Origin of the sequence: Micromonospora sp. NPDC049903 (assembly GCF_044460945.1) — a bacterium.
Lineage (GTDB): Bacteria > Actinomycetota > Actinomycetes > Mycobacteriales > Micromonosporaceae > Micromonospora.
In genome coordinates this window covers 405,905-428,929 of record NZ_JBITKL010000001.1, presented here as the reverse complement: position 1 = coordinate 428,929, position 23,025 = coordinate 405,905, and the positions used below count along the sequence as shown (strand labels likewise).

Sequence of the window (23,025 nt, the reverse complement as noted above, 5' to 3'; positions counted from 1 at the left end):
CCACCGGCGATGACGGGGTGAAAGCCAGGCGGCGTGATCGGTCATGGCCCGACGGCGACCGCGATGGCGGCGGCGAGGAAGGCGACCTGGAGTGCGGTACGGACACCGAGCGGGGTGACCGGGCGCCCGCCCAGGGTGAGTTTCCGGCGCGCGGCCGAGACGTTCGCCGGGAACATCGCCAGCATCAGTACGGCCAGTCCGGCTGCGGCCCAGCGGGCGGTGGCCGGCACCAGCAGGCCGGCCGCGCCCGCGAGTTCCAGCACGCCGGTCACGGTGACCAGCAGGTCCGGTCGGGGCAGTCGGGGCGGGACCATCTCGATCAGGTCGCGTCGCCGACCGGTGAAGTGTGCGATCCCGGTCAGCACGAACATCACGGCCAGTCCGACCCGCAGGGCCGGCTGCCAGCCGTCGAGCACGGAGACCCCGGCCAGGCCGGCCAGTCGGGCGAGCGCGGTGCCCGCCACCAGGGCGATCAGCGGAGCCATCGGTACCTCCTCGAAGACCAATCTTGTCGCCGACAAGATTGGCTCGTGATGGCCTATCTTGTCAATGGCAAGATAGGATCGAGTGATGACCGGCACCCGCGGCTACCACCACGGCGACCTGCCTCGCGCCCTGCTCGCCGCAGCGGAGGAGGCGATCAGGGAGTCGGGCCCGGCGGCGCTGAGCCTGCGGGACCTGGCCCGACGCGCCGGCGTCTCGCACGCCGCTCCGGCCCATCACTTCGGCGACCGGGCCGGCCTCTTCACCGCGCTCGCGGTGCAGGGCTTCGACCTGCTCGCCGAGGCGCTGGAATCGGCCGGCGGCGAACTGCTGGACCTCGGCGTGGCGTACGTCGACTTCGCCGTGCGGCACCGCGCCCACTTCGAGGTAATGTTCCACCCCGATCTCTACCGATCCGACGCCGCCGAGGTCCGGGCCGCCCGGGACCGTGCCGGTGCCGCCCTGCATGCCGGGGTCACGGCACTGCCCGCCGCTGCGACGGATGCCGGCGACGGGCGGGGCGGCGTGCACGGGCCGCTCGGTGACGCCCTGGCCGCATGGTCGATCGTGCATGGGTTCGCCACGCTCTGGCTGGCCGACGCGCTACCACCCGGTGTGGGTGACGACCCGCGAGAGGTTGCCCGGACGGTGATCGGGCGCCTCTTCGGCCCGGCGACGGACCCCGGCTGACCGAACGCCGGCCGTCACCAGCCGGCCGTCACCAGCTCGTCGGCAGCGGCATCCCCTCGGTGTAGCCGGCAGTGCTCTGCACGCCGACCAGCACCCGCTCGTGGAACTCGTCCAGGTTCCGTGCCCCGGCGTAGGTGAAGGCGCTGCGTACGCCGGAGATGATCTCGTCGATCAGGTCCTCCACCCCGGGCCGCGTCGGGTCCAGGTACATCCGGGCCGACGAGATGCCCTCCTCGAAGATCGCCTTACGGGCCCGGTCGTAGGGGCTGTCCTCGGCGGTCCGGGCGCTGACCGCGCGCGCCGAGGCCATCCCGAAGCTCTCCTTGTACCGCCGGCCGTCCTCGTCGGTGTAGAGGTCACCGGGCGACTCGTAGGTGCCGGCGAACCAGGAACCGACCATCACGTTCGACGCACCGGCGGCCAGCGCCAGCGCCACGTCACGCGGATGCCGCACCCCGCCGTCGGCCCAGACGTGCCGGCCCAGCTCACGGGCCGCCGCCGCGCAGTCCAACACCGCCGAGAACTGCGGGCGGCCCACTCCGGTCATCATCCGGGTGGTGCACATCGCGCCCGGACCGACGCCCACCTTGACGATGTCCGCGCCGGCCGTGACCAGGTCGCGCACGCCGTCGGCGGTGACCACGTTGCCGGCCGCCACCGGTACACCCGGGTCCAGACTCCGGACGGTCCGCAACGCGCTGATCATCCGCTCCTGGTGGCCGTGCGCGGTGTCCACGACCAGGGTGTCCACCCCGGCCTCCAGCAGCGCGGACGCCTTGCCCGCCACGTCGCCGTTGATGCCCACCGCCGCCGCGATGCGCAGCCGGTCGAGGGCATCCACCGCAGGCCGGTAGAGCGTCGCCCGCAGTGCGCCCGGCCGGGTGAGCACCCCGACCAGCCGCCCCTCGCCGTCCACCACCGGGGCCAACCGCCGCCGCGCGGTGCTGAGCCGGTCGAAGCCGGTACGCGGATCCGCGTCCACCGGCACCGTGTGCAGGTCGGCCGACATCACGTCGCGCAACTGGGCGAACCGGTCCACGCCGACCGTGTCCGCCTCGGTCACCACCCCCATCGGGCGGCCCTCCTCGTCGACCACGATCACCGCGCCGTAGGCCCGCTTGGGCAACAGGTGGATCGCGTCACCGACGGTGTCGGTCGGACCGAGCGCGATGGCCGTGTCGTGCATCAGGTGCCGTTGCTTGACCCAGGCGACGACCTCGGCCACCACCTCGATCGGGATGTCCTGGGGGATCACCGCGATGCCGCCGCGTCGGGCCACCGTCTCGGCCATCCGCCGGCCGGCGACTGCCGTCATGTTCGCCACCACCAGCGGGATCGTGGTACCCGTCCCGTCGCCGGTGGACAGGTCGACGTCCAGCCGCGAGCCCACCTCCGATCGGGCCGGGGCCATGAAGACGTCGTTGTAGGTCAGGTCGTACCCGGGCGTCGCGTCATTGAGGAACCGCACCCGGCCATCATTCCCTCAGCTCAGCAGCAGCGCGACCGCTACCACCACCATCACCAGCGCGATCACGCCGTCGAGCACCTGCCAGACCCGGGCCCGGGCGAGCATCGGCGCGAGTCGGTACGCCCCCGCGCCGAGCGCGCTGAACCAGACGACGCTGGCCACCGCCGCGCCGAGACCGAACAGCCAGCGGTGCGGCTGCTGCTGCGCGATGCCACCGAGCAGCAGCACGGTGTCCAGGTAGACGTGCGGGTTGAGATAGGTGAAGGCGAGGCATGCCAGCAGCGTCGCGCCGAGCCGTGCCGGGGGCCGCTGTGCCGGTGTGAGCGCACTCGGACGCCACGCGCGGCGGGCGGCCAGGGCCGCGTACCCGAGCAGGAAGGCCGCCCCGCCCCAGCGGATCGCGGTGAGCAGGTCGGGTCGGGCCGCCACCACCGACCCCACTCCGGCGATGCCGACGCCGATCAGCAGGGCGTCGGAGATCGCGCAGGTCAGGACGACCGGCACCACGTGTTCCCGGCGGAGGCCCTGGCGGAGCACGAAGGCGTTCTGCGCGCCGATGGCGACGATGAGGGCGATGGACAGGGAGAAACCGGCGACGACGGAGGTGAGCACGCTGCCGACGGTAGGAGTGCGAGGGTGGATGAGTCCAGCTAAAGATTCTTCATCTGGTTAAGCTCAGCTTCATGAGCGGTCTGGACTCCACCCAGCTCCGTACGCTCGCCGCAGTGGTCGCCGAGGGCAGCTTCGAGGCGGCGGCGCGGCTGCTGCACGTCACCCCCTCGGCGGTCAGCCAGCGCATCAAGGCCCTGGAGGAGACCGTCGGGCAGGTGCTCGTCCGGCGGCACCGCCCCTGCGACGCCACCGAGGCCGGGCGACCGCTGCTGCGCCTGGCCGGGCAGCTCGCCCTGCTCGAACGCGAGGCGCTGGCCGACGCCCGAGGACCGCTCGGCGGCGACCGGGCCCGTACCCGGGTCGCCATCGTGGTCAACGCCGACTCGCTCGCCACCTGGTTCCCCGCCGCCCTGGCCCGGCTGCCCGACCAGCCGGAACTCTCCTTCGACATCCGGCAGGACGACCAGGACCACACCGCCGTCCTGCTCCGCGACGGGGTGGTGACCGCTGCGGTGACCGCCCAACGCGAGGCGGTCCAGGGCTGCCGGGTACGCCGTCTCGGCGCGATGCGCTACCGGGCGCTGGCCGCGCCGTCGCTGGCCCGACGCTGGTTCGCCGACGGTCTCACCAGGGCCACGGCCGCCGCCGCACCCGTGGTGGTCTTCGACCGCAAGGACCGGATCCAACACCGTTTCCTGCGTACGGTGACCGGGCACGCGCTCGACCCACCGGTGCACTACGTGCCGTCGGTCCCGGCGTTCAACGAGTCGATCCGGCTCGGCCTCGGCTGGGGACTGGTGGCCGAGCAGATCGCCGACGCCGACGTGGCCGCCGGACGCTGCGTGGACATCGCCCCCGGCCGGGTGCTGGACACCCCGCTCTACTGGCAGCACTGGCGACTCGACTCGCCGGTGCTGACCGCGCTGACCACCGCCGTCTGCACCGTCGCCGCCGAATCCCTGCACTGAGATGTAAGGAGGGGACCCCTGCTATACACGAGGCGTTAGTAGGGGACCCTTCCTTACACCCGGCAGTACCTCAGGCGATGGTGCAGACGGCGGCACCGGCGGTGATCACCGCGCCGACCTCGGCGGCGAGGCCGCTGACCGTGCCCGCCTTGTGCGCGTGCAACGGCTGCTCCATCTTCATCGCCTCCAGCACCACGACCAGGTCGCCCTCGGCCACCGTGTCGCCGTCGGCGACCGCGATCTTGACGATCGTGCCCTGCATCGGCGAGGTGAGCGCGTCACCGCCCGCCGCCGCGCCGGCCGTGGCCCCGCCACCTCGACGGGTGGGCTTCTTCGCGGCCGGTGCGGCGCTCGCCGTACCCGCGCCCAGCCCGGCAGGGAGGCTGACCTCCAGCCGCTTGCCGCCCACCTCGACCACGATCGTCTCGCGCTCGGCCGGAGCGGCCGGACCGTCGGCCACTGCGGCGAACGGCGCAACCGTGTTGTCGAACTCGGTCTCGATCCAGCGGGTGTGCACCGCGAACGGTTCGGCGGTGAACGCCGGGTCGCGGACCACCAGGCGGTGGAACGGCAGCGCGGTGGCCATCCCCTCGATGACCATCTCGTCCAGGGCGCGCCGGGCCCGCTCCAGCGCCTCGGTGCGGGTCTCGCCGGTGATGATGACCTTGGCGAGCAGGCTGTCGAAGTTGCCGCCGATCACGTCGCCGGCCGAGATACCGGTGTCCACCCGTACGCCGGGACCGGTCGGCAGGCGCAGGGCGGTCACCGTGCCGGGCGCGGGCAGGAAGCCGCGACCCGGGTCCTCGCCGTTGATCCGGAACTCGATGGAGTGCCCGCGCGGCGTCGGGTCCTCGGTGAGCCGCAGCTTCTCCCCGTCGGCGATGCGGAACTGCTCGCGGACCAGGTCGATGCCGGCGGTCTCCTCGGTCACCGGATGCTCCACCTGCAGCCGGGTGTTGACCTCCAGGAAGGAGATGGTGCCGTCGTTGCCGACCAGGTACTCCACCGTCCCGGCACCGTGGTAGCCGGCCTCCCGGCAGATCGCCTTCGCGCTCTGGTGGATCTGCGCACGCTGCTCGGCGGTGAGGAACGGTGCCGGTGCCTCCTCGACCAGCTTCTGGTGCCGGCGCTGCAACGAGCAGTCCCGGGTGCCGGCGACGATCACGTTGCCGTGCTGGTCGGCCAGGACCTGCGCCTCCACGTGGCGCGGCTGGTCGAGGTACCGCTCGACGAAGCACTCGCCCCGACCGAAGGCCGCGACCGCCTCGCGGGTGGCCGACTCGAACAGGTGCGGGATCTCCTCCATGGTGCGGGCCACCTTCAGGCCGCGCCCGCCGCCACCGAAGGCGGCCTTGATGGCCACCGGCAGGCCGTGGTCGACGGCGAAGGCCATCACCTCGTCCGGGCTGCCCACCGGGTCCGGGGTGCCGGGCACCAGGGGAGCGCCGGCCCGCTGGGCGATGTGCCGGGCGGTGACCTTGTCACCGAGGTCGCGGATCGCCTGCGGGGTGGGACCGATCCAGGTCAGGCCCGCGTCGATGACCGCCTGGGCGAAGTCGGCGTTCTCGGAGAGGAAGCCGTACCCGGGGTGGACCGCGTCGACATTGGCACGGGCAGCGACGTCGATCAGTTTGTCGATACGGAGGTAAGTATTCGCAGCGGTGTCGCCGTCCAGGGCGTACGCTTCGTCGGCGAGCGTGGCGTGCAGGGCATCCCGGTCGGAGTCCGCGTACACCGCGACACTGCCCAGGCCGGCGTCCTGGCAGGCGCGGATGACCCGGACGGCGATCTCGCCCCGGTTGGCGATGAGTACCTTGCGCACCTTGGGCTCCTCCCGGCGGGTTACTGACCGGGAGTTTATAGCTCACCGTGGTGCCCCGAACGATCGCTCAGTGTGGGATGACGCACTGTCTGGCCAGGTCGTGGGCGGCGTGGTGTCGTACCCATGTGGTGGAGTGCCGTGACGATGGTGGCCGGAGTCCGGCCATGAGCGGGGAGTGGAAATGATCGAGACCAGAGGGCTGCGGAAGTCGTTCCGCAGCCGGGCCGGTCGGGAGACGAAGACCGTCGAGGCGGTACGCGGCGTCGACCTGGACGTCCCGGCCGGCGAGATCTTCGGGTTCCTCGGCCCGAACGGCGCCGGCAAGACCACCACGTTGCGGATGCTCGCGACGCTGATCGAGCCGGACGGCGGCCAGGCCACCATCGCCGGTGCCGACCTGCTCAAGAACCCGGGCGAGGTCCGCCGCCGGATCGGCTACGTCGCCCAGGGCGGCAGCACCTGGGACGAGTCGACCGCGCGTGAGGAACTGGTGCTCCAGGCCCGGATGTACGGCATCGGCAAGGCCGAGGCCCAGCGTCGGGCGGTACGCGCGCTGGAGGCGTTCCAGCTCACCGAGTTCGCCGACCGCAAGTGCAAGACGTACTCGGGCGGCCAGCGACGGCGGGTGGAGATCGCGCTCGGCATCATCCACGAGCCGAAGATCGTCTTTCTGGACGAGCCCACCACCGGCCTCGACCCGCAGAGCCGGGCGCACATGTGGGACGAGATCCGCCGGCTGCGGACCGACGGGATGACCGTCTTCATCACCACCCACTACCTCGACGAGGCCGACGCGCTCTGCGACCGCATCGCGATCATGGATCACGGCGAGGTGGTCGCCGAGGGTACGCCGACCGCCCTCAAGCGGGAGATCTCTGGCGACATCGTCCTGGTCGGCCTCGACATCGTCGCCACCGGCGAGGCGGAGAAGCTGCTCGACGGCGAGGAGTACGTGAACCGGCTGGAGAGCCTGGAAGAGGGCGGCCTGCGCCTCTTCGTCGACGACGGCGCGACCGCCATCCCGCGGATCCTGCGCCGGGTCGACGGTGCCGGTCTCGACCTCAAGTCGATCGAGCTGCACCGCCCGAGCCTCGACGACGTCTTCCTCACCAAGACCGGCCGCTCGCTGCGCGAGTCCTGAACCGACCAGGAGAAAGTCCCATGAAGCTCGCCCGCGACACCTGGCTGATCTTCCAGCGGCAGTTCCACCTGCTGCTGCGCAACCCCGTGTGGGTCTTCGTCGGCGTCTTCCAGCCGGTGATGTATCTGCTCCTGTTCGCCCCGCTGCTCAAGCCCGCGCTGAACGCACCGACCCAGGCCGAGGCGTACAAGATCTTCGTGCCCGGTCTGCTGGTGCTGCTGGCCATCTTCGGCGGCCTGTTCCAGGGCTTCGGCCTGATCGCCGAGCTGCGCGCCGGAGTGATCGAACGCTCCCGGGTCACCCCGGTCAGCCGGCTCGCCCTGCTGCTCGGTCGCTCGCTGCGCGACGTGGTGTCGCTGATGGTCCAGGCGGTCATCATCACGCTGCTGGCGCTCCTGTTCGACCTGCGGGTCTTCATCGGCGACCTGCTGCTGGCATACCTGATGCTCGCCCTGATCGCGCTGATGACCTCGGCGGTCAGCTACGGCGTCGCGCTCAAGGTGAAGAGCGAGGACGCCCTGGCCCCGCTGATGAACACCGTCGCCCAGCCGGTGTTGCTGCTCTCCGGCATCCTGCTCCCGCTCGCTTTCGCGCCCGGCTGGTTGCAGGGCGTCGCCAAGTGGAACCCGTTCTCCTGGGCGGTGGACGGCACCCGCGCCCTGTTCAACGGCGACATCGGCAACGACCGGGTCTGGCAGGGGCTGACCATCATCGCGATCCTCGCCGCCGCCGGCGTCTACTGGGCGGCCCGCCAGTTCGCCCGCAGCGTCCGGTGAAAGGAAGGGCACCTTATTAACGCCTGCGGTAGAGCACGGGCACCCTGTTAACGCCCCGCTCACCCAGCGGCGGCACGACCGACGCGCACCCAGCGGCACGCCGACGACAGTCGATCCGGACGCCGGCACCAGTCCACCCATCCCGGCAGAGATGGGGACCGGTGCCGGCGTAACGGTCAGTGCACGCGGGCGAGAGTCAGGCCGTCGGCGATCGGCAGCATCACCGCGTCGACCCGTACGTCGGCGAGGACGTCGTCGTTGAACGCCGCGATCGCCCGATCCGCCTCGCTCTCCGGCGCCACGACCCGTCCGTGTCGCAGCACGTTGTCGACGGCGATCACGCCACCCGGCCGCATCCGGGGCACCAACTCGTCCCAGTAGAGCGGATAGCTGGTCTTGTCGGCGTCGATGAAGGCGAAGTCCAGATACCGCTCGTGCGGCAACTCCCGCAACGTCTCCCCGGCCGGGCCGATACGCAACTCGACCCGGTCGTCGACACCGGCCCGCGCCCAGTACCGGCGCGCGATACCGGTGTACTCCTCGGAGATGTCGAAGCAGGTCAGGCGCCCGCCGTCGGTCAGGCCCCGGGCGATCGCCAACGAGGAGAGACCGGTGAACGTGCCCACCTCCACCGCGTTGCGGACACCGAGCAAGCGGGTCAGGAACGTCAGGAAGGCGGCCTGCTCCGGCGCCACCTGCATGGAGGCGTGCTCCGGCAGGAGGGCGAGGGTCTCCTCGGCCAGGTCCCGGATGATCTCGTCCGGCGGCGCGCCGTGCGCGACGAGGTACGCGTGCAACTCGTCGGTGAGCGGAATCGACTTGAGCGTCATGCCCGGACGCTAGCCGAGCGGCTCGATGCTCTGGTTGCCCGGCGCGACTTTTGTCCACAAATCAGTGATCCGCAGGTCCAAGTCGGCGAGCAGCCGCCGCAGCAACGGCATGGACAACCCGACAACCGTCCCCGGATCGCCCTCGATCCGCTCCACGAACGCCCCGCCCAACCCGTCGATCGTGAACGCGCCAGCCACCGCGAGCGGCTCGCCGGTGGCCACATACGTGGCGATCTCCTGGTCACTGATGTCGGCGAAGTGCACCACCGTCGAGGCCACCGCCTCGGCCCGACGCCCGCCCACGAGGTCGATGAGACAGTGGCCGCTGTGCAGCACACCGCTGCGCCCCCGCATCCGCTCCCAACGCCGGGTAGCGTCGGCGGCGTCATCCGGCTTGCCGAAGATCTCACCGTCGAACGCGAGCACCGAGTCGCAGCCCAGCACCAGCGTCCGCTGGCCGTCGCCGGGCCGCAGGCGGGTCAGCACCGCCTCCGCCTTGAGCCGGGCCAATTCCAGGCAGAGATCCTCCGCCCGATCGGTCACCACCACACTCTCGTCGACACCACTGACCAGCACGTCCGGCTCAATGCCGGCGGCCTGCAAAGTCTTACGGCGGGCAGGGCTGGCCGAAGCGAGCACGAGGCGGAGCGGAAGCGCATCAGACACGCGCACGACGGTACCGGCAACCGCCCGCCGAGACCGCTCAGCGGCTGACGCGTGGCGGCGGGTCGTCCGAACGTCGTCGCCGCCGGGCCCACCACACCCCACCGGCACCGGCCGCGATCAGCACTGCCAGCGTCACCATGCCTCGTACCGCCGCACTGTCCTCATCGGCCTCGGGACCCGCGGCCCGCGTCGTTCCCGGCGAGGGCGTGGCCGACCCGCCAGGCCCGAAACCCCTCGGCGGTACGTCTGCCGTCAGTGCCGCAACCAGATCGATCACGCCATAGCCGTACTGGTCGTCCCGCCCGGGAGGCCCCTTGTCGATCGCGGTCGCCGTCAACCGATGCGCCACCTCGTCCGCCGGCAGATACGGATACTTGGCCCGAATCAACGCCGCCGCCCCGGCAACAATTGCAGTAGCGTTAGAAGTGCCCGTTCCCTTGCGATATTTCTCATTTATGCTTGTGCTGTAGATATCGACGGCGGGAGCTACCAGATCCACAGCTCTTCCATGCGTGGACGTGGAAGTAATTTCTCCCTTGCGGTCTACACCCCCCACCGCGATGACTCCGTCTGCAGCTGCCGGATATGGGATCGTAAAGTCCTGGGGGCGATCACCTGCGGCCGCAACAACGATCACGCCCGCGGCCTGTGCCGCTTCGAGGGAACGCATTAGTTTGGGGTTCGATCCTCCGCCTGCAGAAATGCTGATAACATCCGCGCCTGCTGTGATGGCGTATTCGATAGCCGAAGCGAGTCGATCAACTTCGCTGGCTAGCTGTCCATCAAAGCAGCGAACCGGAAGGATCTTCGCTCTTGGTGCAACTCCTAGTGCTCCTGCTCCGGCGGATTGTCCATGCGCGGCGACAATCCCTGCCATTCCTGTCCCATGCCCTGAGTTGTCCTTCTGGCCGGTGCTCGGCCTCTCTGTGGTGAGGTCCGCTCCGGGAAGGAGATTCGATCGTAGGTCGGGGTGTGGACTCACGCCGGTGTCTAGGATTGCCACTACGACGCCATCCCCTTGGCTGCTCTGGTGCGCTTCGGTGACTTTCAGGTAGGGGATGTGCCACTGGTCGTGGCGTATTCGCTCGGCATCTATAGAAGAGCGTTGAGGGTGCGCCTGCGTGGTTAGTCCGGACGTTAGTGCGCCTACCAATAGCATGAGGGCCGATGTTCTAAAAACTTGTCTCACTTAGGTAAGCCAATTGCTGGCCCGGGGTCGATTGGGCCGTCCTCGTCCGGTGGACGGACTACGGGATCAATGCCCTGCTCCACTTGCCACGGGTTATCCCGCTCCCATCGCTGCGGGTCCTCTGGCTGATAGCTCCGAGGTCGCGCTGAGCCCACGGGGTTCGAGAAGCCGAAGGAAGAGAAGCCCCCGTTTGGTGGTTGACTCGCGCTGATTCCTTTTCCTCGGCCTGGCCGGGAGCCTGCTCCGCCCGTCGGGGATGTGCCCGCTGCCCCGCCGCCGATTACCCCGCCTACGGGATTGACTCGACGTACAGGTGATCCGTTCGATCCCGGCTGGTTAAGCCCCACACTGGTTGGCCCGCCGATAATCCCGCCCGGTGTTACGGCTCGTGGAGGGCCTGGTGGATTGTCGCTTGTGGTGCTGCCCCTGTTTCCGGGCCGACCGTCTGGGCGAGGAGGCGCATTGCCCGGCTGCGGATTTTTAGGTTCCGTCGATGGACGCGTGGGGTGCGGGATTCCTGTCACGGTCGGTGAAACTGTTGGTGCTGCAGGCACATTCGGGTGCGCGGAGGGTGTTGGATTCGGTGGAACCTGTTGGCCTAGGCCGCTGAGCACGGGGCCAATGGTCGACTTCGTGGGTCTCGACAAAGGCTTATGTGAGGCGGTTGACCGTTTGATCGTCATGCCAGGGAGGGACACCGGGGCGATCGGTGGAATGACGGGGGTCAGATTGTCAGCGTAGACGTCCATAGGTGCGCCATCCCGGACATTCGGTTTAGGGGCGGGAGGTTGGCGGAGCGTTACTTGGGCCTGTTGGAGGTCGCTGCTCAGGCCGTACATGATGCCGCGCGCCTTGACGTTCAACTGCTCCAGGTCGGCGTCGGTCACCGGTGGTTGACTGTTCCGGCTACCGGCTACTGCCTTGGGGTCGGCGGCGGTCTGTTCCCATCCGCGCTTCTGTCGGAGCTTGTCCGCGTACTCGTCGTGGATCTTCTTGAGTTCGGTGCGGGTGCTGCTGAGGGCCTGGGTGGCGGCGGCGAGTGCGCTCTGGTTGGCGCTGGCCGCGTCGTGCGTGCGTTGCACCTGCGCGATCAGGTCGTCCAGCTCGGCGAGGTACGCGCGGGCGGCCTCGTTGGTGTCGGGTGGCCAGGCCTGGGCGAGGCGTCTGCGGTACGTCCGGAGGCGGTTCAGGTGCTGGTCGGCCAGCTCGGAGATCTTGCGCCAGCCGGCGACGTGCCGCCAGTGGTTGTCGGGGTCGTGGTCCTGGAGGCAGGCCCACATGTCGGCCACGTTCATCAGGTACCAGTCGGTGAGGCCGCCGCTGCGGCCGACTCCCGGGTCTCTCACGGCAGCATCACCGGCCCGTGGTCGTCCGGTCCGGTCGGATTGTTCAGCGACGGTGAGGGTGTGGGCTGGGCGGGGACGTCTCCGGGCCGCCCGAGCGCCTGCCGCACGTCGGCGATGCGGGCTGCGGAGAAGGCGTCGGTGTCGGCGTACCGGTCGGCCACCTGTCTGGCGGCGTGCGCCAGGTGGCCGGTGCTGTGGCCGAGGCCCCAGACGGCGTTCGTCGTGGCCTGCTGTGTCTCCCAGTGTGCCCGCATGAACTGCACCAGTTCGATGAAGGCGTCCGCCGGATTCGGCACCCGGGCGAGCATGTCGTCCGCGATGCGCGGCAGGTGTGGCGCGTAGTTGCCGTCCACCTCGGCACGGAGCATGTCGGCGAATTCCCGCATCTGGCGGATGTCCGCCTCGACGCCACGGTGACCGCGTGACCAGGACGCTTGTCGATCATCCTCAGGGATCATCGGCCCTCCAAACTGTAACGGCCCGGTTCCCCTCAGTGAGGCTAATCCTTGGACGCCTCCCCGGCAGCCCCGGTCACCATCAGCAGCCGCGCCGATCCGTGTCAGCGGGGCAGACCGGAGGCGCGCCAGGCACCACTGCCCGGCAGCAGTGCGGCACCCACCGGTCGGCCGCTGCGGGCCCAGGCCGAGACCGGGGTGGCAGCGGGCGCGGGCGCCGGGCGGGAGCGTACGACCATCGCGCCCACCAGCGCGGCAAGTTCCTCGGCGGTCGGCACGCCGCGGACGACCCGGAACAGCGGCTCCTCGACAGACATGGACCACAGCGTACGCGCTCGTGAGCTCGACCTCCGGCACACAGTGGCGTGCCGACGGTGTGAGCGTCAGGGCTGCCGGGTACCGTCTCAGCGATGTCTGAGCCTTCCCCCCAACTCGTCGCCGACCGGTACCGGCTCCTCTCGCCGCTCGGTCAGGGCGGCATGGGCCGGGTATGGAAGGCGCGCGACGAGGTGCTGCACCGCGACGTCGCCATCAAGGAGTTGGTCCCGCCGCCGGGCCTGACCAACGACGAGCGCCGCGAGATGCGCGAGCGCTCGCTGCGGGAGGCGCGCGCCATCGCCCGCCTCAACAACATCAACGTGGTACGCATCTTCGACGTGCTCCGCACCGACGGTGACCCGTGGATCGTGATGGAGTACGTCGCGTCCCGCTCGTTGCAGGACACCCTCGCCGAGGACGGGCCGGTGCCGGCGGCCCAGGCGGTGCAGATCGGGCTGGGCGTGCTCAACGCCCTGAAGGCGGCGCACAAGGCCGGCATCATGCACCGCGACGTCAAGCCCGGCAACGTGCTGCTCGGCACCGACGGTCGGGTGGTGCTGACCGACTTCGGCCTGGCCACGATCCCCGGCGACCCGAACGTCACGCGCACCGGCATGGTGCTGGGCTCACCGGCGTACATCTCGCCCGAGCGCGCCCGGGACGGCACCACCGGCCCGGAGGCGGACCTGTGGTCGCTGGGTGCCACTCTCTACGCCGCCGTGGAGGGCAAGTCCCCGTTCGCCCGACCGTCGGCGATCAGCACGTTGGCCGCGCTCGCCACCGAACCGGTGCCGCCGGCCCGTAACGCCGGACCGCTCAAGCAGGTGCTCGCCGGGCTGCTCCGCAAGGACCCCGAGGAGCGGATCACCGCCGAGTCGGCCGAGCGGATGCTGCGGCGGGCCAGCGGTAAGCGGAGTCGGGGCATCTCACTGCTCGACGGCGTACGCCGGCCGGGGCCGAACGGGCCGCGTGAACCGCGTCAGCCGCTGGTGCCCGCGCCTCGCCCGTCGGGGGAGCGGCCGACGCCGCCGGTCACCCCGCCCGTGCCCCGTACGCCACCGGCCGTGGGTCCGCTCGCGGCGGGCGCTGCCGCAGCCGGCGCGGCCACCTCCGGTCCGTCGGGCTCGGGTGCGACGGCCGGAAAGCCGCCGGTATCCGACGCCGCGCCGACGGCGAAGGTCGCGGCGCCCACCGGCGCGGACGCCGATCCGACCACGAAGGTGGACGCCGACCTGACCGCGAAGGTCGATGCTGGTCAGAATGCGGACCCGACGACGAAGGTGGCCGCGGCGTCGTCCGCTGCCGGGGCCGCCGGTGCGGAGTCGGCGTCGAGTACGGACGCGGCGTCGTCCGCGTCGGACACCGGCCCGGCTGCCGGGTCGGACACGTCCGCCACGGACACCGCGACTGGCGACGACGACTCCGCCGGCCAGGTCGACGAGGGCACCACCCCGGCCGGTACGCCGACGACGCCGGATGGCACCGACGCGACGGTGCTGTCCGCCACGAGCAGCGGGGCAACCGCTGCCTCGGCCGACGTCACCAAGGTCGACGGTCCCGCCGTGGAGGCGAACGCGCAGGCCGACGCGAGCGCGACGACCGACCGGTCCGGCTCGGGCGAGCCGACCCGTCGGGTCGATCCGCCGGTTCCCGCGACGGCCGCCACCCCCGTCGCGCCCGCCTCGACCTCGCTGATGCCGTCGGCGCCGGTGAGCCCGGCGGCACCGGCTCGCGGTTCCGTCTTCAAGGCCGGCCAACTGCGATCCGAGCGCACCCGCCGTGCCGTGCTGGTCGGCGCGCTTGTCGCGCTGCTGCTCGTCGGCCTGGTGGTGGCGGTTCCGCTGCTCACCAGCGGTGACGACGACGGAAACACCCCGCAGGACGCGGCGGGCACGTCCGAGTCGTCCGCGCCGCCGACCTCGGAGCCGGCCGCGCCACCACCGACCTCTGCCGCACCGCCCAGCGCCTCCCCGTCGGCGTCCCCGTCGCCCACCCCGTCGGAGAGCGCTGCGGGCGGCCTGCCCGAGGGCTGGACGTTGCAGAACGACCCGGTGGGCTTCAAGGTCGCGGTGCCGAACGGATGGCGGCGCAGTTCCGGCTCCACCTGGGTCAAGTACCGCGACCCGAACGGCGTCAGCGAGCTGACCATCGACCGCACCTCGTCGCCGCAGCGGGACGCGGCGGCCACCTGGCGGCAGCTCGAACCGGGTCGGAAGAACGTCCGTGGCGTGCAGAACTACCGGTTGATCAACATCAGGACGATCGACTGCAAGTGGCGGACCTGCGCCGACTGGGACTGGAACCAGACCCGCAACGGGGTCGAGTTGCGGGTACGCAATCGGGGCTTCGTCACCGCCAGCAACCGGGGTTTCGCCCTGCGCTGGGAGGTGCCGAACAGCGAGTGGGACGCGCAGTTGCCGAACTTCGAGACGGCGTTCCGCGAGTTCGTGCCGGACCGCCAGGACTGAGAGCGATCGGCAACAGGGCGATCGAGATGAGGCATGACCTTCCGTCGTTCGGGGTACCTGATCTCGAAGGATGGAAGGGAGGCCCGAGATGGGTTACCGACCAAGAGATGCCCGACCCCGACTGGCACTGTGGACGATCGCGGTGGTGGGTGTCGGCGTACTGCTGTTCGCCACCTTCGGCATCGCGTTGCTGGCCACGTTGCTGAGCGTCATGACGCTCGCCGGGGCCGCGTACGTGGGATGGGCCGTCACCCGTCGGGGCACGGTGGCCCGGCACGGCGGTGTCGGCGTACCCGTGGCGCTCGCCGCGCGGCGGCGGGCCTGAACCGGCGGTAGTCGCGCGACGGCGGCGGGCCGACGTCCCGACCCATTCGGTGGACGTCGACCCGCCGTCGTCACGTGTCTCAGGCGGTGTTGTTGGCCAGGGCGATCAGGCGGTTGCGGTCGCCGTTCCAGTAGTTGCGGTCGACCGCGCCGCTGATGCCGGCGACGCTGCCCGAATCGGTGTACTGCCAGAAGCTCCAGACCGGGGCGCCGGCCGGCAGCGCGCCGACCGAGGAGGACCATCGGGCGACCCAGAGCGGGTGGTTGCTCCAGGGGCCGGTCCAACTGCCGGTGCACTGGTTCCAGAAGCTGGTGGTGGTGTAGATGACCGCGTAGCGGCCGGTGCGCGAGCGATAGGTGTTCAGGAAGTCCTGCACCCAGTTGCGCATCCCGGTGGTGCTCAGGCCGTAGCAGTAGCCGCCGCTGTACGGATTCGCCTCCAGGTCCAGCGCGGCCGGAAGCGTACGGCTGTCGGCCGACCACGCGCCGCCGTTGGAGGCCAGGTAGTTCGCCTGAACGGCGCCGGAGGAGATGTTCGGCCGGGCGAAGTGGTACGCGCCCCGGATCACCCCGGCGTTGTACGCGTTGACGTAGTTCGTGTTGAAGTTCGGGTCCTTGTAGCTCGTACCCTCGGTGGCCTTGATGAAGGCGAACTGGACGCCCGCGTTGCGGACGCTCGTCCAGTTGATGGTGCCCTGGTAGCGCGAGACGTCGATGCCCGGCACGGTGGCCGCCGCAGCGGGGGTCGCGGTGGCGACGAGCCCGGCAGCAGCGGTCGCGAGCACGGTGAGCGCGGCGGCGGTCAGCCGGCGCAGCGTTGGTCTGGTCCGACCCATGGCGTCCTCCTGAGACGACTGTCGATAGACAGACATCTTTGAAGGTGAATGCCCGCCAAGGCAAGAGATACTAAGAAAACTTTCAATGCGGAAAGAGTCAACGCAGGGTGGCCGGGTCGACCTGCCACCGGAAGGGCTCGTTGAGAGCGAGCGTCTCGCCCGCCTTGGCCACCCGCTCCTCGACGTAATGGCCGCCGTCGAGCCGGTGCAACCGCAGCGAATGCGTCTCCCCGTCCTGCTCGACCAACAGATACCACGGGATGTGCGCGATCGCGTAGAGCTGCATCTTGAGCACGCGGTCCGCAGCGGCGTTGCCGGGCGAGACGATCTCGCACACGAGCGTCACCTCGGCCGCCTCGATCACCGTGCCCTCGTCGTCGGTGTCCGCCACGACGATGTCCGGAATCGCGATCCGGTCCGGCCCGAGACGAAGGTTGACCGCCTCGAAGACCGTCAGGCCCGTCGACTCGACCGCCGCGTCGATGCTGTTCGCCAACCGGCGCGACACGAGTTGGTGTCGCTTGCTCGGGGCAGGGCCCACGATCAGGCTCCCGTCGAGCAGCTCGATCCGGTCGTGGGTGTCGCCCATGGCGAAGTACTCGACCTCTGTCCAGAGGCCGACATGGGGTTCCAGAGGGGCCGCGCTCACCGCCGTTCACCTCCTGGTCCGATCGCCACCCGGTCAGTCTCACACGATACGGGCGGGTGCCCCGGCACCGACGCCGAAGGAGACAGCCCGCCCTGGGGCCGCCCCGGCCTGCGGGCGTAGGCTGCCGCCCCATGGTGTCGATCGAGGGCATGACCGCGTTCTGGGACCGTCTGCTCGGCGCGCAGCCCGACCCGCCCCCGCTGCTTGTGCTGCTGACCGGCCTGGTCGCGCTGGTGGTGGTCTCCACCCGGCTGCCCTGGCGGATCGCCCGCAACGCCATCACGATCGCGCACGAGGGCGGTCACGCGCTGGCCGCCGTACTCACCGGCCGCAAGCTGCACGGCATCCGGCTGCACTCGGACACCTCGGGCCTCACGCTCTCGGCCGGGCGCCCCACCGGACCGGGCATGGTGCTCACCCTGCTCGCCGGATACCTCGCCCCGCCGCTGGTCGGCCTGGGCGGGGCGTGGCTGCTCGCCGGAAACCGGATCACGCTGCTGCTCTGGCTCGCGGTGGTCCTGCTGCTGGCGATGCTGATCATGATCCGCAACGTGTACGGGGCGCTCACGCTGGTGGTCACCTGTGGTGCGGTGCTCGCGATCTCCTGGTACGCCAGCCCGCAGGTGCAGGCCGCCTTCGCCTGGACCGGCGTGTGGTTCCTGCTGCTCGGCGGCGTACGCCCGGTGGTGGAGTTGCAGCGGCTGCGGACCCGGCGCGGGATGCCGGCCTCCGACGCCGACCAGTTGGCGGGCATCACGCCGCTGCCGCCGTTCTTCTGGGTGCTGCTCTTCGGCATCGTCAACGTCGTCGTGCTGGTGGTGGGCGGCCGGATGCTGGCCGGGCCGCTGCTCACCGACGCCGGCATCGTCCCCTGGTGAGCTGCGGATGTTAGGAGGGGTCCCCTGCTATGCACGAGGCGTTAGCAGGGGACCCCTCCTTACACCCAACCCCTAGAGCGGAATGTTGCCGTGCTTCTTGGGCGGGAGCGTCTCGCGCTTGGTGCGAAGCACCCGCAGGGCGCGGACGATCTGGATCCGCGTCTCGTGCGGCGGGATCACCGCGTCCACGTACCCGCGCTCGGCCGCCACGTACGGATTGGCCAGGGTGTCCTCGTACTCGGCGATCTTCTCGGCCCGGACCGCGGCCGGGTCCTCGGCGGCGGCCAACTCCTGCCGGTAGAGGATGTTCACCGCGCCCTGGGCACCCATCACCGCGATCTGCGCGGTCGGCCAGGCGAAGTTGAGGTCCGCCCCCAGGTGCTTGGAACCCATCACGTCGTACGCCCCGCCGTACGCCTTGCGGGTGATCACGGTGACCTTCGGCACGGTGGCCTCGGCGTACGCGTAGATGAGCTTGGCGCCCCGACGGATGATGCCGTCCCACTCCTGACCGGTGCCGGGCAGGAACCCGGGTACGTCCACGAAGGTCAGCACCGGGATGTTGAAGGCGTCGCAGGTACGCACGAACCGGGCCGCCTTCTCGCTGGCCGCGATGTCCAGCGTGCCGGCGAAGTGCATCGGCTGGTTGGCGACCACACCCACCGGACGTCCCTCGACCCGACCGAAGCCGACCACCATGTTCTGCGCGTAGAGCGGCTGGACCTCCAGGAACTCCCCGTCGTCGAGGACGTGTTCGAGCACCCGGTGCATGTCGTACGGCTGGTTGGCCGAGTCCGGGACGAGCGTGTCCAACTCGCGGTCGGCGTCGGTGACGGACAGCTCCGCCGGGGAGTCGAAGACCGGCGGCTCGTCCAGGTTGTTGGCGGGCAGGTGGGACAGCAGCGCCTTGACGTAGTCGACCGCGTCGGACTCGTCGGAGGCGAGGTAGTGCGCGTTGCCGCTGCGGGTGTTGTGGGTGCGGGCCCCGCCGAGGTCCTCCATGCCCACGTCCTCGCCGGTGACCGTCTTGATCACGTCCGGGCCGGTGATGAACATGTGCGAGGTCTGGTCGACCATCACGGTGAAGTCGGTGACCGCCGGGGAGTAGACCGCCCCACCGGCGCACGGGCCCATGATGAGCGAGATCTGCGGGATGACGCCGCTGGCGCGTACGTTGCGGAAGAAGATCTCGCCGTAGAGGCCGAGCGACACCACCCCCTCCTGGATGCGGGCGCCACCGGAGTCGTTGATGCCGACGACCGGGCAGCCGATCTTCATGGCCAGGTCCATCACCTTGACGATCTTCTGCCCGAAGACCTCGCCGAGGGAGCCGCCGAAGACCGTGAAGTCCTGGGCGAAGACACAGATCTGCCGGCCGTCCACGGTGCCGTAGCCGGTGATCACGCCGTCGCCGTACGGGCGGGAGCGGTCCAGACCGAAGTTGGTGGACCGGTGCCGGGCGAACTCGTCCAGCTCGACGAAGGAGCCCTCGTCGAGCAGCATCTCGATCCGCTCCCGGGCGGTCTTCTTGCCCCGGGCGTGCTGCTTCTCGACCGCGCGGGCCGACCCGGCGTTCACCGCCTCGTCGACCCGTCGTGCCAGGTCCGCCAGCTTGCCCGCGGTGCTGTGGATGTTGGTCCCGGTCTCGGTAGTCACCCTGGGAATATAACGATGGTTCAGGTCGCCGCCGCTGTGCAGTTCGCCTCATCCGTGGCCCGTAGGCTGGCCGGATGCCGGATTCGCCGTACACCGACCTCGATCGTCCGCCGCTGTCGGCGGCCCGGCTGCGCCGGGCGCTGGTCGCGCCGTACGGCCCGTGGACGCGGCTGGAACTGAAGGTCGAGACCGGTTCCACGAACGCCGACGTCGCCGAGGCGGCCCGGACGGGGGAGCCGGAGGGTCTCGTCGTCGTCGCCGAGCGGCAGAGCGCCGGGCGGGGGCGGCGCGGGCGCGCCTGGCAGTCACCGCCGCGCGCCGGCATCGCGACCAGCGTGCTGCTGCGGCCCGGCCAGGCCGCGCCGGACCGCGCCTGGTCGCCGGCACCACCGGCCGGGTACGGCTGGCTGCCGCTGCTGGCCGGTGTCGCGCTGGTCGAGGCGGTGACCCTGTTGGCGGAACTCGACGCCACCCTCAAGTGGCCCAACGACCTGCTGCTCGGGGACGCCAAGTGCGCCGGGATCCTCGCCGAGGCGGTGCCCGGCCCCGGTCTCGACGATCCGCCCGCGATCGTGCTCGGTGTGGGGCTGAACGTCACGCTGCGCGCCGACGAACTGCCGGAGCATCCGACCGGCCTGCCGGCCACCTCGCTGCAACTGGCCGGTGCGGCGGCCACCGACCGGGACCCGCTGCTGCGGGCCCTGCTGCGGTCGGTCGCCGACTGGTACGCCCGCTGGCGTGCCGCCGACGGGGACGCGGTCGCCTGCGGCCTGCGGGACGCGTACCTGGCGGTCTGCGGCACCGTGGGCCGCGAGGTGCGGGCCTTCCTGCCCGACGGCACGGAACTCACCGGCACCGCCACCGGGGTCGACCTCGACGGTCGGCTTCTGGTCACCACCGCCGCCGGGGAACGCGCCCTGGCCGCCGCCGACGTCCTCCACCTGCGCTGATTCCGGCCGAGCCGAATCGACGGCGGGGTACGCCGCCGAGGTCGGCCGCGTGGCGGATGTGAGCCGGTGGCACCGGGGGGTTACGGTCTGCGCGTCCGTTCCTGCGAGGAGGTTTCCGTGGCGTTCCCCGAGGACGTGCTCACCGAAGACGAGCACGTCGTGCTGCACCTGCATCCGCACTGGAAGACGATGGTCCGTCCGGTGGTGGTGCTGGTGCTCGCCATCGCCGCGGTGGCGGCCGGTGTGCTGTTCCTGCCCGCCGGTGGGGGCGGCTCGATCACGCTCGCCGTGATCGGTGGCCTGGCGCTGCTGGCCGTCCTGGTGCTGACCGTCTGGCCCTGGATCGGTTGGCGCACCACGCACTTCCTGTTCACCAACGAGCGGGTGGTGCTGCAGCACGGTGTCTTCTCCCGCGAGCGGCGGGACATTCCGCTCAGCCGGGTCAACGACCACTCGATGAACCAGCAGTTCGTCGGGCGGCTGCTCGGCTACGGCACGCTCACCATCGAGTCGGCCGGCGAACGCGGACAGTCCGTGCTTCCGGACGTGCCCAAGGTGGACCGGGTGCAGACGAAGCTGTACGAGCTGGTCGAGGCGTTCCACGACAAGCACTCGCTGGGCGACGGCGAACTGCGCGAGATCCTTGCCGAGCGGGACAACAAGGGCGGCGGCCTCTGAGCCGGTTCACCCGCGCCTGGACATGCGAAACGCCCGTCGGCGAGTGCCGGCGGGCGTTTTCGTGGTCCGGGTCAGCGACGCCGGAACCGGCGTGGTGCGGGAGCCGGTTGGAGCTGGGCGGCCAACTCGTCTTCCAACTCCCTGTCCAGCGCCGCCAGCTCGGCCTCCCGGGCCATCGGCGTCGGCCGGGGTTGCACCGCCAGAGGCGGTGCGGGTGGCGGAGTGGCCGGTGGTTCCTCCTCCTCCAGCTCCGTCATGGCCTCGGCGAGTTCGGCCACCGGGTCCATCTCGGCCATCGTGTCCCACTCGTCGCGCGGCAGCCCGGACCACGTCTGGGTGGGCTCGACCGCCGGTGCCGGCTGGAAGACGAAGGTGCGGTACGACCAGAAGCGGAACAGTGTCGCCAGCACCACACCGACCGTCTTGGCGACGTTCAGCGCCAGCAGGCTGGTGACGCCCAGCCCGTACTTGGCGGCGGCCAGCACACCCAGCTCGATCAGCAGGCCCACGCCGTTGAAGAGGAAGAACAGGGCGTACTCGCGCTGCATGGCCGATTTCGGCCGATCGCGATACGTCCAGTGTCGATTCATCAGGTATGACGTGATCGTGGCCACCAGGGTGGCCACGACCGTCGCCTTCAACTGTCCATCGACGAAGACGGTGAGTGCGAGCGCGTTGAACACGGCGTAATTGATGACCGTGTTGACGCCGCCGACCAGGCCGAATTTGAGCGCCTCGTGGATGAACTTCTGCCAGCGCTCAGGCAGCAGACGGACGAGAGGCATGGGCAACACCTTAGGGCAGTGGGCTGGGTACGGCGGGCTCGGACGGATCGACTGACCTTGACGGGCCAGCATGCTCTGACGGGACCGGTGGGCGGCAGGTCACGCGTCCCGGTCCGGGTTCGCTTCCGTACCGGTCGGGGTTCCCGCTTCGACGAAGACGAACCGTCGGTACGACCAGAAACGGAACAGCGTCCCGAGCCCGGTGCCGACGACGAAGCTGGCGATGTTGTCGGCCAGGCGGGTCTGGAAGATCTCCGGCCAGATGCTGCCCAGCCCGTACCTGCTGATGGCCAGGCACCCCACCGCGATGCCCAGGCCCACCGCGTTGAAGAAGAAGAACAGCGCGTACTCGCGGGCCGGGTTGGAGCGCTTGCGGTGCCGCCAGGTCCAGAACCGGTTGCCCAGGAAGGCGAAGGTCGCCGCGACGACAGTGGCGATGGTCTTGGCGGTGACCTGCTCGACGCTCTGCGGGCCGATCAGGTAGTTGAACAGGGCGAAGTCCATGACGAAGGCGATGCCGCCCACGGTCGCGAACTTGCTCATCTCCCGTACGAGGTGACCGAACCGGTCGACCAGGGAGTGGACCAGACCCGTACGGGTCTGCGGGGAGCCGGGCTCCCCGGTCATTGTGGCGGCCACCGTGCGAGCGTACCGGTTGCCGGGGTCGCGATCGGGGAGCGACGGCCATCGGGGCCCACCGGGGTGACGGTGCAGACAGGCACGAACGGAGCGTAACCGGGCGGCTGTGATTCGGTGTTGTTTTCCCCTTCCGCTCACGAAGTCGAAAAGTGACCTGTGACTCTTTGCCGTAGGGCCGTCGACCTCAGGTCGGCCGCAGGATTTGCGTGAAACTGCGCGTGAAAGCGGGTAAAGGCTCGTGATGCCGCAGCGTGGCCGCACCTTGTGCAGTTCTTCACAACCAGTCCCACTGACTGGGGCTGTACATCGGTTTACGCTGAGCCCAATCCCATGTTTCCACGAAGGCGACGCATCGCGGCGCCGAGACTCGTGCACTCCATAGACCGGTCAGCGTCGAC

At 70.2% G+C, this 23,025-nt stretch carries 23 protein-coding genes and 1 pseudogene; 9 read left to right on the top strand and 15 right to left on the bottom strand.

Annotation, left to right across the window (positions count from 1 at the left end; all coding sequences use genetic code 11):
• Positions 1 to 41: 41 nt before the first annotated feature.
• Positions 42 to 485, bottom strand: coding sequence for a DoxX family membrane protein (locus tag ACIBO1_RS01950; RefSeq protein ID WP_396740692.1), 444 nt, complete (start codon positions 483 to 485; stop codon positions 42 to 44).
• A gap of 85 nt (positions 486 to 570) precedes the next feature.
• Here ACIBO1_RS01950 and ACIBO1_RS01945 point away from each other — a divergent pair, with 85 nt between their 5' ends.
• Positions 571 to 1,173 (top strand): TetR/AcrR family transcriptional regulator, encoded by a 603-nt coding sequence (locus ACIBO1_RS01945; protein WP_396740690.1) that lies wholly within the window; start codon positions 571 to 573, stop codon positions 1,171 to 1,173.
• A gap of 28 nt (positions 1,174 to 1,201) precedes the next feature.
• Here ACIBO1_RS01945 and ACIBO1_RS01940 read toward each other — a convergent pair whose 3' ends face one another.
• Together ACIBO1_RS01940 and ACIBO1_RS01935 are read right to left on the bottom strand one after the other, a co-directional pair.
• Entirely contained in the window at positions 1,202 to 2,641 is a 1,440-nt protein-coding gene (locus tag ACIBO1_RS01940) for a GuaB1 family IMP dehydrogenase-related protein (protein ID WP_396740688.1), read from the bottom strand.
• 15 nt (positions 2,642 to 2,656) lie between these two features.
• Entirely contained in the window at positions 2,657 to 3,253 is a 597-nt protein-coding gene (locus ACIBO1_RS01935) for a LysE/ArgO family amino acid transporter (RefSeq protein WP_396740686.1), read from the bottom strand.
• Positions 3,254 to 3,324: 71 nt separating this feature from the next.
• On the opposite strand from ACIBO1_RS01935, the gene ACIBO1_RS01930 reads away from it, so the two are divergent.
• The gene (locus tag ACIBO1_RS01930) at positions 3,325 to 4,221 is read left to right on the top strand and encodes a LysR family transcriptional regulator ArgP (protein ID WP_396740684.1); all 897 of its coding nucleotides are present in this window, start codon (positions 3,325 to 3,327) and stop codon (positions 4,219 to 4,221) included.
• Positions 4,222 to 4,291: 70 nt separating this feature from the next.
• Here ACIBO1_RS01930 and ACIBO1_RS01925 read toward each other — a convergent pair whose 3' ends face one another.
• Entirely contained in the window at positions 4,292 to 6,043 is a 1,752-nt protein-coding gene (locus ACIBO1_RS01925; protein WP_396740683.1) for an acetyl/propionyl/methylcrotonyl-CoA carboxylase subunit alpha, read from the bottom strand.
• A 181-nt stretch (positions 6,044 to 6,224) separates the two neighbouring features.
• Between ACIBO1_RS01925 and ACIBO1_RS01920 the strand changes: the two genes are divergently transcribed.
• Both ACIBO1_RS01920 and ACIBO1_RS01915 read left to right on the top strand, forming a co-directional pair.
• Positions 6,225 to 7,184: an ATP-binding cassette domain-containing protein gene (locus ACIBO1_RS01920; protein ID WP_396740681.1), complete on the top strand. Its 960-nt coding sequence runs from the start codon at positions 6,225 to 6,227 to the stop codon at positions 7,182 to 7,184.
• Between the two features lie 20 nt (positions 7,185 to 7,204).
• A complete protein-coding gene (locus ACIBO1_RS01915) occupies positions 7,205 to 7,960 on the top strand; it encodes an ABC transporter permease (RefSeq protein WP_176092558.1) in 756 nt (251 codons plus the stop codon).
• Between the two features lie 176 nt (positions 7,961 to 8,136).
• On the opposite strand, the gene ACIBO1_RS01910 is transcribed toward ACIBO1_RS01915, so the two are convergent.
• The 5 genes from ACIBO1_RS01910 to ACIBO1_RS01890 form a co-directional block, all read right to left on the bottom strand.
• A complete protein-coding gene (locus ACIBO1_RS01910; RefSeq protein WP_396740679.1) occupies positions 8,137 to 8,790 on the bottom strand; it encodes an O-methyltransferase in 654 nt (217 codons plus the stop codon).
• 9 nt (positions 8,791 to 8,799) lie between these two features.
• Entirely contained in the window at positions 8,800 to 9,456 is a 657-nt protein-coding gene (locus tag ACIBO1_RS01905) for a Maf family protein (RefSeq protein ID WP_396740677.1), read from the bottom strand.
• Positions 9,457 to 9,493: 37 nt separating this feature from the next.
• Positions 9,494 to 10,615: a S8 family serine peptidase gene (locus ACIBO1_RS01900; RefSeq protein ID WP_396740675.1), complete on the bottom strand. Its 1,122-nt coding sequence runs from the start codon at positions 10,613 to 10,615 to the stop codon at positions 9,494 to 9,496.
• Between the two features lie 1,372 nt (positions 10,616 to 11,987).
• Complete coding sequence (locus ACIBO1_RS01895; protein ID WP_396740673.1) at positions 11,988 to 12,449, bottom strand: hypothetical protein; 462 nt, start codon at positions 12,447 to 12,449, stop codon at positions 11,988 to 11,990.
• A gap of 101 nt (positions 12,450 to 12,550) precedes the next feature.
• Positions 12,551 to 12,763 (bottom strand): acyl-CoA carboxylase subunit epsilon, encoded by a 213-nt coding sequence (locus ACIBO1_RS01890; protein ID WP_396740671.1) that lies wholly within the window; start codon positions 12,761 to 12,763, stop codon positions 12,551 to 12,553.
• Between the two features lie 93 nt (positions 12,764 to 12,856).
• On the opposite strand from ACIBO1_RS01890, the gene ACIBO1_RS01885 reads away from it, so the two are divergent.
• Entirely contained in the window at positions 12,857 to 15,232 is a 2,376-nt protein-coding gene (locus tag ACIBO1_RS01885; protein ID WP_396740669.1) for a serine/threonine-protein kinase, read from the top strand.
• Between the two features lie 88 nt (positions 15,233 to 15,320).
• Complete coding sequence (locus ACIBO1_RS01880) at positions 15,321 to 15,557, top strand: hypothetical protein (protein WP_396740667.1); 237 nt, start codon at positions 15,321 to 15,323, stop codon at positions 15,555 to 15,557.
• 79 nt (positions 15,558 to 15,636) lie between these two features.
• Here ACIBO1_RS01880 and ACIBO1_RS01875 read toward each other — a convergent pair whose 3' ends face one another.
• Complete coding sequence (locus ACIBO1_RS01875) at positions 15,637 to 16,392, bottom strand: GH25 family lysozyme (RefSeq protein WP_396740665.1); 756 nt, start codon at positions 16,390 to 16,392, stop codon at positions 15,637 to 15,639.
• Between the two features lie 97 nt (positions 16,393 to 16,489).
• Positions 16,490 to 17,041, bottom strand: a complete 552-nt coding sequence (locus tag ACIBO1_RS01870) for a Uma2 family endonuclease (protein WP_396740664.1) — start codon at positions 17,039 to 17,041, stop codon at positions 16,490 to 16,492.
• Positions 17,042 to 17,172: 131 nt separating this feature from the next.
• Here ACIBO1_RS01870 and ACIBO1_RS01865 point away from each other — a divergent pair, with 131 nt between their 5' ends.
• Positions 17,173 to 17,919, top strand: coding sequence for a M50 family metallopeptidase (locus tag ACIBO1_RS01865; RefSeq protein WP_396740662.1), 747 nt, complete (start codon positions 17,173 to 17,175; stop codon positions 17,917 to 17,919).
• Positions 17,920 to 17,991: 72 nt separating this feature from the next.
• Here ACIBO1_RS01865 and ACIBO1_RS01860 read toward each other — a convergent pair whose 3' ends face one another.
• Positions 17,992 to 19,575, bottom strand: coding sequence for an acyl-CoA carboxylase subunit beta (locus ACIBO1_RS01860; protein ID WP_396740660.1), 1,584 nt, complete (start codon positions 19,573 to 19,575; stop codon positions 17,992 to 17,994).
• Positions 19,576 to 19,649: 74 nt separating this feature from the next.
• Between ACIBO1_RS01860 and ACIBO1_RS01855 the strand changes: the two genes are divergently transcribed.
• Both ACIBO1_RS01855 and ACIBO1_RS01850 read left to right on the top strand, forming a co-directional pair.
• The gene (locus ACIBO1_RS01855; protein ID WP_396740658.1) at positions 19,650 to 20,525 is read left to right on the top strand and encodes a biotin--[acetyl-CoA-carboxylase] ligase; all 876 of its coding nucleotides are present in this window, start codon (positions 19,650 to 19,652) and stop codon (positions 20,523 to 20,525) included.
• A gap of 117 nt (positions 20,526 to 20,642) precedes the next feature.
• The gene (locus tag ACIBO1_RS01850) at positions 20,643 to 21,203 is read left to right on the top strand and encodes a PH domain-containing protein (RefSeq protein WP_396740656.1); all 561 of its coding nucleotides are present in this window, start codon (positions 20,643 to 20,645) and stop codon (positions 21,201 to 21,203) included.
• 71 nt (positions 21,204 to 21,274) lie between these two features.
• Here the strand turns inward: ACIBO1_RS01850 and ACIBO1_RS01845 are convergent, their stop codons facing one another.
• The 3 genes and pseudogenes from ACIBO1_RS01845 to ACIBO1_RS01835 all read right to left on the bottom strand — a co-directional run.
• The gene (locus tag ACIBO1_RS01845; RefSeq protein WP_396740655.1) at positions 21,275 to 21,988 is read right to left on the bottom strand and encodes a GtrA family protein; all 714 of its coding nucleotides are present in this window, start codon (positions 21,986 to 21,988) and stop codon (positions 21,275 to 21,277) included.
• Positions 21,989 to 22,087: 99 nt separating this feature from the next.
• Complete coding sequence (locus tag ACIBO1_RS01840; RefSeq protein WP_396741468.1) at positions 22,088 to 22,615, bottom strand: GtrA family protein; 528 nt, start codon at positions 22,613 to 22,615, stop codon at positions 22,088 to 22,090.
• A gap of 208 nt (positions 22,616 to 22,823) precedes the next feature.
• Positions 22,824 to 22,905 (bottom strand): annotated as a pseudogene (locus ACIBO1_RS01835) (GtrA family protein); the annotation flags it as partial.
• Positions 22,906 to 23,025: the final 120 nt, after the last annotated feature.